Source organism: Planococcus sp. SSTMD024 (genome assembly GCF_041320495.1).
Taxonomy (GTDB): Bacteria; Bacillota; Bacilli; order Bacillales_A; family Planococcaceae; genus Planococcus.
The window spans coordinates 270646-281610 of sequence record NZ_JBGGNS010000021.1; the positions used below are offsets into that span (position 1 = coordinate 270646).

The window sequence follows — 10965 nt, forward strand, 5'->3', positions numbered from 1 at the left end:
AGATATAAAAGACTCAAAGAAAATTTAAAAAAATAATAATATTGGAATTATTAAGTTTTTTTACTTTTCGTAAAATCCCCCCAACAATTATTATTACTAAATGACTCATCTGATAGTAGGCATTTTTTATGAACTTCAATACAAATCCTTCTCCAGAAGTAATCTCCGAAAATTATTAAAAACTATTTCTTCAAAACCAGGGATTACTTGATTGAAATCCGAGTAAATATTTTTAATATGTTGAGGATAAACTACTTTTTTATTATTGAGTGCAAATGGTCCATCTGTTTCAAATAAAATTCTTTCCTTTGGAATTCTTTGAATGAGCTTACAACCATTTTTACTACCCAGCATTTTTGAATTAACCGAAAAATAATATCCCATGTCAATAATCTTATCCGCTGTAGTCAGTTTTCCACTATACCAATGGAATATTGCATGCTTTACTTCGTTTTCTTTTAAGGTTTTTAATACTATGTCTTCTGTGCCTTTACTATGAATAGAATAAACTCTTCCTTGATTAAAATTTTTTGACGTAATAAATTTAAAGGCATCTTTTTGTCTTTCAATTATCATTTCCGTTTCATTTTGGAAATCAAGGCCTACTTCCCCAATATACTTTGTTTTTTTAACAAGCTTTTGAAACATTGCCTTATCCAATTCATATTCACTAGCTACTTGTGGATGGTAGCCTAGACATAGACGCACATATTTGAAATTATTAAAAGCATTCAAGTGCTTATTAAAAATTTCAGGCAAGTTAGTTACAAACAATGTATAAATCTTTAACGACTCATATTGTAATGCAATTTTCATCGGATCAGAATAAAAATCGATATGCACATGCGTATCAATATGGGTCATATTTTTTCAAATACCTTTCAAATTCCCAATGAAATCTCCTGAACATTTTTTGGTTCTCCTTTAAATAATCCTGATCCGTATAAAAACCTTCTTTTATACGCGTTTCAATATTTATAGTCCCTTTAGAAATATATTCACAATATTTCTCGAAATAATTTAAATTACTTAAAAATTCTTTTCTATGCAAATCATCTTTTACTTCATTAATTTTTGTTTTGTATTCAATGAAATACTTACTATCATAAATTTCATTATCATAGGCTGCCATTGAAATTTTTCTTAATAAACAAGGAATACAGACTCCACATTGTCCTTTGTGCGGTTTAAAGTTTGATCTTCCTGCTCCACAAGTGAACGAATCTTTTATTTGATTTTTAAAAGGTATATCCATTTCTTCTATATTTTCTCCCTTAGTCTTAAAAATAAAAGGATGATGTAATTTCACTTTCAACTCTACTTTTTCCAGTATAGATCTGTACATATACAAAGTGCGAGGATGAGTCGTCTTTGTAGTAAATCTATTATTAATTTCTGGATTTAACGACAAAATTCCATTTTCATACAAATATACTTCTGAGCTATTGTTAAAAATACATTTGGACACAGCAAGTGCAAAGTATAGCAATGATCTTGTAGCTTGAGTTAAATGGTTCTTTTTTTGAACTGGTTTAGGAATTAAAGTAACTTCAATATCCTTAAAAATACTCAAATAAAAATCTCTTAGTATTTCTTGGTGTGTTTTTTCTTCACTTTTATTAATAACTCCAAGATAATCACTTTTGATATTATCCCTATAATTTCTATAAGCACCAGTAAGTGAATCTAAACCACCTGAAAAAAGTGTAACCGGATTATTAGTAGGAAGTGCTAATTTATTATTAGGAATAGTGTCGAATAAAGATTGCTCTCTTTGGCTGAATGAAATGATGAAGTTTTCTGCTGAAACCCATTGTACTAGCTGATTAACTTCTTTTACGATCAAAGTCCATCTCTCATAATTAAAAACTGGAATTATCACATTGATTTCTTTTCTAGAAGTAACAGTTACGTCTGCCACGTAAATGCTCCCCATAACTGTAACTAAGTCTATTACTTTTTGGTGTTCGATATTATTGTAGTCATAGGGAAAACTATCCAATAAAGAAAGATGTAGGTCTTCATTGTTCTTCTGTGCAACAATCATATTAAAATTCCCCAAAGCTGGCATTTTGAGTTTCTATTACAATTCTATCCAATACACTATTTAGAGGCACTCTCTTATCTACAAAGTTATTTACTAAGTCATAGATAGACTCATTTACGATTTGATTAGTTAAGTTAAGAATTAAGTTATTGATTTTTTCGTAAGGTAAATCTTCATACACGTCTTTTAGAGTATCATAAAGCTGCTTGAGTAAAATTTGATGTATTAAATGGAAAAAAAGTATATGGGCGAATGAATACACATCAAAATCATCCTTTTTCAACATTTTAGTCATAGCAATCTTATAAGCTTTTTCTAGTATGGATTTATTAAAGAATTCCTCATTTTCTATTTCATTTATAATCATATTAATAAATTCTTCTTGAGTTAATGGATCTTCCAAAACTTCTTTTTTTGACTTCCCCTTATACCCCTTACCTGATAAATTCAAAAAGCTGTTTTTTATAGTTATAAAAGATTTTTGAATATCTTCTTCATTGGCTAACTGTGAAAGTAATTCTTTTTTTGTAAGAATTTTCTTAGATAATTCCGGTGCAGATACATTCAATTCCTCATATGGTTTTCCCTCTAATAATTCTTTTACTTTTTTCTCAATATTCCGCTTTGAAGTTCCCACTATTATCATCTCCTATATTTACTACTTATAAAACCATCACTTCTATCTTGTAAGTAGTTTGAATAACGGTTGATAGAGCTAAATTCAGATGTATAAAATTAAAAATTTTCATTTGATATTACCAGCGCTTTTCTTGGAGTTTCAGAAGCTTCTCCCTCAACTCACTATCACTAGCATAAACATAAAGTCCCTTTATCCCCCTCTTCATCAACACATTAATCGAATTCAATATGATCTGTTCTTTCGCTCTTTCAACATCCTGAATCCCTTCTTTTCCTCTGAAAGCTTCGGTATCGCTATATTTTTCAGAAAGGATCTTCAAACAACCATTTTGCTCATCATAAGTAATTGATGGCCCCAATATCACTCCTACATAATTCAGATCAAAGCCTTGAATCGTATAGATGGATCCCGCTTCTTTAATTGTATCTCGCTCTTCTGCCCATGTTTTTTTAGCATCGGTTGAATTCCACGGAATTTCAAGGCTATCTTCTCTAATGTAGTACTGCTCGCCATCTTTCTTATGTTCATAATCGAATGTCGACACCACTCTTGAAAGTCCATAAATACTATCTTTCTCCACTATGGCATCATGCATGTCCTTGGCAGAATCGAATATTTGAAAATCATAGTGTTTATCTTTTGGTAACTTCAGAATTCGCTTCTCTACAAAATTATCGATCCAGTCGATCACGTCGTCTCCAGCATTCATGCGGAACTGCTCTTTTAAAATATAGGGCTCTTCCGTTTGATGATCCGGCACAACACTCTTCAGCCGCTCCTCGTTCCAATAGCTTTTCAGCTTTAAGACTTGTTTTTCGTCGTAGACGACGATGACGACTTTGCTGTGCTTGATGATTTCTTCCAATTGATTGTTTTCATTGAATCCATTGAACGCATCCGCTCTGCTCAGCAATAAATGCGCTTCGTCGACTAACACAATGTCCGCTTTTTCTGCCGCTTTCTTTTGTTTATTAATGAAACTTGTCGGCTTATCAAAGTTATTCTTTTTAAGGAACTTTACATTGGCAGCGATGTTTTTATACGTTTTCAGCATCTCTGAATGGTTGACGAGCAAGTGATTCTTCGTCTGATGAAGATTGGAGTTTTTATCAGCTGCCAGCTCTTGAATGCTGTTGAACACAGAACTGAGGACCACGCTCTTTCCTACACCGGCTTCGCCCTTCACCATGAATACAAAAGTTTCCTCGTCATGAATATGCTGTTCGCAGACTTCTATAATTTTGGTCTTAAGCTCGAGCTGCGTCATCGTCAGCTCTTTAAAAGGAGAAAGTTTGAAGATGTCCCTGTTCTTAATTACGTGAGCTGGGTTATTTACCATTTCCATTTTCAATAATTCAGTCCATATGTCATTGAAAATCTCTTTATCGTAGAATTTCTTGTTGTGGTAGTTGTGCGTGACGCTTTGTGCCGTCTGGCTCTTGTTCTGTAGCTTGTAGCGATTGTCGCCTAAGAAATAATTTATAAGCTTGGTTTCGATATTGTATGTAGCCGACCGATGAAATTGTTCGTGGAAGATGAGTGTCATTTCCTCTAAATTCTTTCTCTCGATATTATTCAAATGAGCCTTCATCCGATTTTTGAAAGCTACCGTTTCCCCGATATAGACCTCTGTATTGTTGTTGAGAAAATAAACAACTGGATAGTCAAAGTAAGTATCGTTCTCGATACTTTCCAAAGTAGATTTATTGAATTTCCAGTTTTCTAGTTTTGTTATCCCCATGAGTATGTAGCCTCTCTTTGCTGCGATTAATATGTTCCAACTGATTCTTGAGAGCGGTTAAATAGCGATTTTGTTATTGATAATCATACGGATGACCGTTATCTGCTCTAGTTGTAAAATCCTGTATCTTACTTATTTTCAGTTTAGCATTATTTAACTAATCTGAGGATACTTTTCGCAATATTACTACAAATATTGATAGATTATTAGCTTGGAATCAGAAATAGACAAATTACTGAATGGAACTACTTAGTTTTGATAGTATTAGCTCCCTTACTTCATCGAAATTCTTGCTATTTGGGCTCTTAATTTCCATTTATTTCTCAAATAGATGCCTTTCCTTTGATTATTAACGATATAATATACTTACTAGTTGGTTTATTTAGGAAGTTAACTAAGTACAAGGGGGCTTTTCAATGCAGACGAAATGGTATCATTCTATTTGGTTTATCGGTTTGCTGTTTTCACAATGGTATTTAATATTGCCGTTGATTCCAGCGATTATCTTAACGAAACAGAGACAGAAAGAAGAAGCGAAACATCATCAGCAATGGGCTGATAGTGGTTTCGGTGATCTATTGATATTAAACGAACGGAAAGAAGCAATTCAAAAAGATATTCAAACACTGACTGATGAAAAAGAAAAGACGATTGCAGACTTAGAAAAGAAAAAAGACAAGTTACTAGAAAAACTAAAAGTGGCCGAAGACTTGGAGGCTATCCGCAAAGCGATTGATGATGAAAAAGTGAATATGGAGAAATTTGCTCAAGACAAGGCTCGCTTTGCTGAGCAGTTAAAAATGTTGTTGAAAGAAATAGAGGAGAAGAAAGAAGAAATTATTGTTTTAGATGACGAAATCCTTAATCAGGAGTTCGGTTTCTACTCACCAAAATACAACCTTGAAAACTCACAAGTTTATAAACAGCGCTTGGAACACTTACGCAATCAGCAAAAGCAGATGGCTAAGGAGAAACGCGCTACCCACCACTCTGATGATTGGACACTAAGCGGAAGCAAGACCGAAGGACGTAAAATGAATAACGAGAACATTAAAATGACCATTTACTCCTTCAATACTGATTGCGACAGTGCAATCTCCAAAGCTAAATTCAACAATATCGATTCCATTGAGAAACGGATTCGTGGTTCCTACACCAAGTTGAATAAAATGAACGCGAAAAATAAGATTGAAATCAAAGGGGAATATTTAGAGTTGAAGTTAGCTGAACTTTATCTCGCTTATGAATACGAACAGATTAAAGAGGAAGAACGTGAGGAACAGCGCAGAATCAAAGAAGAAATGCGCGAGGAACAAAAAGCTTTGAAGGAAATCGAAGCATTGAAGAAGAAAATCGAGAAAGAAGAAACTCACTTCACACAGGAAATTGGTTCGTTGAAGTCACGCCTCGAGTTGGCCTCTGGTGATGAGAAAGCTGATATTCAGCATAAGATTTTGGAACTGGAAGCGAAACTGGCGCTTGTCGAAAAAGACAAAGAAGATGTCCTCAACCGCGAACAGAACACACGAGCTGGATATGTCTACATCATCTCCAATATCGGATCGTTCGGAGAGCATGTGTATAAAATCGGCATGACGCGCCGCTTGGAACCTATGGACCGCGTGAAGGAACTGGGCGATGCATCTGTCCCATTCACCTTCGATGTTCATGCCATGATTTTCTCTGAAGATGCGCCAACATTGGAGAATGCGCTGCACAAGGCTTTCCATCATAAACGCTTGAACAAAGTGAACGAACGCAAAGAGTTCTTCAGAGTATCTCTGGAAGAAATATCTGATGTTGTGATTCAAAACCATAACAAGGTCGTCGAATTTACCAAACTTGCGGAAGCCGAGCATTATCGAGAAACGCTGATGCTCGAAAAGACTTTGGAACAAGTGGCGAACTGAGTTTAAAGTATAAATAAAGCATAATAAAAAGGCCTGTAGCTACGCAGGCCTTTTTATTATGCTTTATTCTATTCCTCACCCATCTCTTCAAGTGCTTCCGGATAGGTGATCGTATTGAACACTTCCCCGCTCTTCGCGTCTTCCATGTCGATCACGACTTCATAGCTGTCAGGGGCGTTGCCGTCGAATAGTTGATACAAGGATCCAACGACGCCGAGCGTCATCGTTGCGATGCCGTCGAAGCTGTTTTCATAGGCTTCGCGGTCGACTTGGACGGTGAATTGGTCATAGTTATCAGATGTTTCGATTGCCTGGATGGACGGATAGTCACCTGATTCGGTGATGGCGGTGCTTGCTTCTTCGACGCTTGCTGCGACTTCTTGCATCATGTCGTCATGCTGGTCTTTCGATATTTTGTAGGTGATGGAGCCGTCGTCATGGACGGTCGCTTGTTCTGCCGTGTCGACGTCCGCTGCGATCTGTTCGGGATCCTGACCTTCGAAGAATGCGGAAGGAATAGTCACTTCGACATTGAAGAGCCCTTCGTTGACGCTGACGCCGCCTTTTTCTTCTTCTGATGGCGGCTCTTCTGTGTCTTGCGTCTCGGTCATTGTGTCTCTTGCGCTGCCGGATTCTTTAAACGGTTCCGTTTGGGGTTCCCTGTCGGTCGAGCAAGCGGTAAGTGCCAGGCCGCTTGCGGCGATGATCGTCGCAAAATTCTTCATACAACATCCCTCTCCGTTTGTGATTTCTCAGCTTATTCCTCCGTGCTAAAGAACACATTGTCCCAATTGCCGTTTTCAAAGACCAAGAGGATCGGATCGTCTTTTTTCACCATATGAGCCACCTTGCCTTCCAATGTGCCGCCCTCGTAAATCTCTCCATTCAATCGACATCCGGTCATACCGCGAGCCGTCTCTGCCGAAGTAAACAAAATCCATGGCATCCATCTACCAGGCATCGTCTTCTGTCTCAGCTCCAATGAGTTTCGCCGTCACGTCCGTGAATTCAGAGGGCCCCTTGTGTCATCCACTGTTCTTCCAAACGATCAATAAATGTTAAGTTGTTAATGCCAAATTATACTAGATAAAACATATAATTACCAATTAAATGGTTTATATCAAAGAAATTATCTATACCTAGCAAAAAGTTAATACATCAGTTAAAGCGGTGAATACCTGCGGCAACTTTCTCACTTATTTTCGTCCATCGGTTAGATAGGTGAGAAAGGTTTTTTAAGGACATAGAAAAAAGCCTGCGGTTGCACAGGCTTTTTTTGGGGTGATATTTCGTTAGTTACAAAATTCCATGGGAAATTCTCACACTAACCGTGAGCCCCGATCAATCTTCCTCTTCCTCTTCACCGTCTTCTGTGTCGGTCATTATGTCATCGGCTCCGTCGTTTTCTTCGAGTGGCTCGGTTTCCGGTTCGCTGTCGCCTGAGCATGCGGACAATGCCAGTCCACTTGCGAAGATGATCGCTGCGAATTTTTTCATTTCTACCAGTCCTCTCTATTTAGGGTTTTGAGGTTCATACCTCTGTGCTAAATATCGTAGGCGTTTAGTGTCATTTACCAAGCTGTTCCTGGTTACCAAATAAATGGGTGTTACTCCCTGCCTACCCGTCTATCGCAAGCAGTTAACATATTCAGCCGATATTTAAGTAACTTTTTTGGACGCATTTCCGTCTATCTGCCAAAGGAGTGGCGCCATGAAACACTTGAGTTTGCTCATTGCGTTTTCAAGCATCTTCCTATTCGGCTGCATGCAACAACCGCAGATCACTGAATCCGAAGCCACCGCAATCATCGAAGAGCTTCACACAAATTCATTTGGAGATGCGGAGGTCTTGTCCATTGAGTACAATTGGGGCCGTTACGCGGTGGAGTGGGAAAACAGAGGGAATTGTGAATGGGGCATCGATTATGTCGATGGGGATGACGGCCAGGTGGAAATGAAACAAGCGTCGATCTGTTAGCGATCGGCGCTTGTTTTTTGATATCTATTAATAGCCTTGTTCCAGTATTTCCATGAACTCTTCTTCAGAATCCGCACCTACTTCATCCATGGCATTCAAGCCATCCGGTCCTTCCAGTGCCGGGTCGGCGCCGTGTTCGACGAGTAGTTTGGCGCTCTCGTATTCGCCGTACATGACGGCCGTCCCTAATACTGTCGAGTAATAATCGGACGAGTTAACGTCCGCTCCTGCATCTAATAAGGCATTAATCACGTCCAGATCCCCCGCATACATGGAGTACATCAAAGCATCGGAACCATCCGCATCTTTGGCGAGGATATCTTCCCCGTCAGCGAGGGCTTGTTCGACTCCGGCCAAATCACCTTCGCCAGCAGCTGCCATCAGCGGCGTTTGTCCTTCGACTGCATACATTTCATCGTAGAATGCATCTTCAAATCCGAGTAAGAACGGCCCAGCAAAAGCGGCTGTGGTCGCGAATAGGCCAATGACTCCGGCATACGCCAAACTCATGACGACAGCGAGTACCGCTGCCCCAATCGCGATCCGGCCATGTTTCGGCTGGTAGAATGTCACATCGGCCTTGCTGAAGTGGTCGATCGATTGGATGCGCTTTGGCAAACGAGGATGCGTCGACAGCACTTCGGCAAGCCAGACGAATGCATTCGATTCCGTCGTGATTTGTTCGCGGTAAGCGTCTTCGTTTACTTCTAGATAAGTTTTCTTGCCAATGCCAAGAAGTGTCAATGCACGTTTTGCAGCGGCAGCATCTTGGATTTCGTAAGCGGCGTGGCGGTCGCATGTGTATTCACACGAGCGGCTGTGCGCCGTGCTCAAAAATGGGATGAACCCGGCCGGCAGAATCAACAGGTTTTTCCAGACGTGGCGGCGTTTTACGTGAGCCAGTTCGTGGGCGATGATAAAGTCCAGTTCCGTTTGCCCTTGCTCGCGCGCCAGTTCGAACACTTCCGAATACAACACGACCATGTCGCGGCCGAAGAAACGCGTCGCAAACGCATTGAGCGCCCCTTCGGATTGGATAACGAATACTTCCGGGACTTTGTCGAGTTCCATTTGCGCTGACAAGGCCTGTACGCGTTCGTAGACATCCGGAAATTGGCGCTCGTGGATGCGCACGCCGTTTCCGCGGATCGACCCAAGCATCACCGCATTGGCGAACAGCAAAAATGCAAAAATCGTCAACGCAATGCCGACGCCAATAATGGAGACGGCCGCCAATACGTAAATCAACACGCTGAAAATTACGCTAAGAATAAAATAAATGCTCTCTCTATCTGATTGAATGTTCGTCTTGCTCATCATTTTCTCCCTCTCGATTTGGAATATCTTACATATAATAGCACTTACTGCTCATTTGGAGAATAGAATTTTTTAGTGCAGGATAAATTATTTTTATGGCGGGAGTGAACTGGTCCTTCAAGCTTTCGCGTAGAGATAAATGTATATTAAAAAACGCCGATCTCCAGTAGATTGGCGTTTTTTTGGATGGATTATTTTTTGTTTTGTGCTCGTTTCTTTTTCAGCCAGGCAATCAGTAAAATGTACAAGGCAGAAAGAACGAGGGCGATCGGAATCAGCCATAATATGTATTCAACATAAGAAATGCCGGTTCTTTGATAAACGATTGTCCCAAGCCACGTGACGAGGAATACTAAGGGGAAAAAGAGTATCGGGTCTTTCTTCTTCGAAAAAATCGGCTCTGTCAGATGTTCTTTGATTTCAGGCCAGCTCAAATGCGTTCACCTGCTCTCTGTTGTTTCTTGCGGCGCTTGTTCTGGACGATGGACCGCAGCACCCCATACACGATGAAGCCGGCAATCAAGGAGCCGATAAAGAAGACCCACCCCGGTTCGCCGCCGAGCATGTAGCTCACCAAAAACGCGATGGCGCCGTATGCTACGGCCCAGGAAATGGCCTTTACTGCGCGGTTAGTCATTTGGGGTTACCCTCCAAGCTGTTTTGTGTCTTCTTCTCTTTTTCTAGTCGCTTCTTCTCCATACGTGGCAAGATGAATACAACAAGAAGAAATCCAGCGATGACGGAACTGATGACCAGATTCCAAACGGGCTTTCCTTCTATGATGTAACCCATAATAAAGGCGACTACGCCATATGTAGGTATCACCCATAAAGCATTTTTTAATCGGTTATTCATTTTTTCTCCTCCCAGCTCTACTCCCCTGTTACCCTTAGGGAATACCTGAAAAACTTTCCACTAAGCCAGCTGAATAATCTTCAAACAGAACTTCAATAATTGGAAATTTGTGTTAAACTGATACCAACTAAACAGAACCTCACCTTAGATTGGCATCCCCCAGAAGGAGGCTATTCGATATGGAATTTCTTGCAGCCGTTGGCATTTTGCTCGTCTCTTTGCTTCTCGCCTATCAGCTCGGCAAAGATTATTCACGCAAAGGCAAATACATCATTTGGGGCATCACGACGATGTTTGTCATCTGTCCGTTGTTCTCCTGGCTCGTCAGCATGGGCTACGCTTACTATGAACAAAGCGGTTGGGCTGCAGTGGCGATGCTCGCCATACTTTACCCCAGCACGTTTATCATCGGCTTGGTGTTATTGCTGATGGGGATCTTCCGCAAGAAAGATGCTGTTCGCAGAATTTAAGTCTCTA

Annotated in this window: 14 protein-coding genes; 3 read left to right on the forward strand and 11 right to left on the reverse strand. The window is 40.0% G+C overall.

From position 1 onward, the window contains the following. Positions 1–135: 135 nt before the first annotated feature. The 4 genes from AB9R92_RS08345 to AB9R92_RS08360 all read right to left on the reverse strand — a co-directional run bounded on the left by AB9R92_RS08345 (position 136) and on the right by AB9R92_RS08360 (position 4428). Complete coding sequence (locus tag AB9R92_RS08345) at positions 136–864, reverse strand: TatD family hydrolase (protein WP_370669000.1); 729 nt, start codon at positions 862–864, stop codon at positions 136–138. Continuing rightward, positions 851–2047, reverse strand: a complete 1197-nt coding sequence (locus tag AB9R92_RS08350) for an adenine nucleotide alpha hydrolase family protein (RefSeq protein WP_370669001.1) — start codon at positions 2045–2047, stop codon at positions 851–853. The genes AB9R92_RS08345 and AB9R92_RS08350 overlap by 14 nt, the downstream gene beginning before the upstream one ends. Position 2048: 1 nt before the next feature. Continuing rightward, the gene (locus AB9R92_RS08355; protein WP_370669002.1) at positions 2049–2684 is read right to left on the reverse strand and encodes a hypothetical protein; all 636 of its coding nucleotides are present in this window, start codon (positions 2682–2684) and stop codon (positions 2049–2051) included. Positions 2685–2802: 118 nt separating this feature from the next. Further along, a complete protein-coding gene (locus AB9R92_RS08360; RefSeq protein WP_370669003.1) occupies positions 2803–4428 on the reverse strand; it encodes a DUF2075 domain-containing protein in 1626 nt (541 codons plus the stop codon). A gap of 416 nt (positions 4429–4844) precedes the next feature. Between AB9R92_RS08360 and AB9R92_RS08365 the strand changes: the two genes are divergently transcribed. Beyond that, a complete protein-coding gene (locus tag AB9R92_RS08365) occupies positions 4845–6338 on the forward strand; it encodes an SNIPE associated domain-containing protein (RefSeq protein WP_370669004.1) in 1494 nt (497 codons plus the stop codon). A 68-nt stretch (positions 6339–6406) separates the two neighbouring features. Here the strand turns inward: AB9R92_RS08365 and AB9R92_RS08370 are convergent, their stop codons facing one another. The 3 genes from AB9R92_RS08370 to AB9R92_RS08380 form a co-directional block, all read right to left on the reverse strand. After that, a complete protein-coding gene (locus AB9R92_RS08370; protein ID WP_370669005.1) occupies positions 6407–7063 on the reverse strand; it encodes a hypothetical protein in 657 nt (218 codons plus the stop codon). Between the two features lie 32 nt (positions 7064–7095). Next, entirely contained in the window at positions 7096–7272 is a 177-nt protein-coding gene (locus AB9R92_RS08375) for a hypothetical protein (protein WP_370669006.1), read from the reverse strand. A gap of 407 nt (positions 7273–7679) precedes the next feature. After that, entirely contained in the window at positions 7680–7835 is a 156-nt protein-coding gene (locus tag AB9R92_RS08380) for a hypothetical protein (RefSeq protein WP_370669007.1), read from the reverse strand. Positions 7836–8049: 214 nt separating this feature from the next. Here AB9R92_RS08380 and AB9R92_RS08385 point away from each other — a divergent pair, with 214 nt between their 5' ends. Continuing rightward, entirely contained in the window at positions 8050–8316 is a 267-nt protein-coding gene (locus AB9R92_RS08385) for a hypothetical protein (protein ID WP_370669008.1), read from the forward strand. Positions 8317–8343: 27 nt separating this feature from the next. Here AB9R92_RS08385 and AB9R92_RS08390 read toward each other — a convergent pair whose 3' ends face one another. The 4 genes from AB9R92_RS08390 to AB9R92_RS08405 form a co-directional block, all read right to left on the reverse strand. Then, positions 8344–9633 carry a M48 family metallopeptidase gene (locus tag AB9R92_RS08390; RefSeq protein ID WP_370669009.1) on the reverse strand — a complete coding sequence of 430 codons (1290 nt, stop codon included), beginning with the start codon at positions 9631–9633 and terminating at the stop codon, positions 8344–8346. A gap of 191 nt (positions 9634–9824) precedes the next feature. Then, positions 9825–10067, reverse strand: coding sequence for a hypothetical protein (locus AB9R92_RS08395; protein WP_370669010.1), 243 nt, complete (start codon positions 10065–10067; stop codon positions 9825–9827). Next, positions 10064–10270 (reverse strand): hypothetical protein, encoded by a 207-nt coding sequence (locus tag AB9R92_RS08400; protein WP_370669011.1) that lies wholly within the window; start codon positions 10268–10270, stop codon positions 10064–10066. The genes AB9R92_RS08395 and AB9R92_RS08400 overlap by 4 nt, the downstream gene beginning before the upstream one ends. Beyond that, positions 10267–10488, reverse strand: a complete 222-nt coding sequence (locus AB9R92_RS08405) for a hypothetical protein (protein ID WP_370669012.1) — start codon at positions 10486–10488, stop codon at positions 10267–10269. Before AB9R92_RS08405 ends, AB9R92_RS08400 begins: the two co-directional genes overlap by 4 nt. 179 nt (positions 10489–10667) lie before the next feature. Between AB9R92_RS08405 and AB9R92_RS08410 the strand changes: the two genes are divergently transcribed. After that, positions 10668–10958: a hypothetical protein gene (locus AB9R92_RS08410; RefSeq protein ID WP_370669013.1), complete on the forward strand. Its 291-nt coding sequence runs from the start codon at positions 10668–10670 to the stop codon at positions 10956–10958. The last annotated feature ends 7 nt before the right edge of the window (positions 10959–10965 follow it).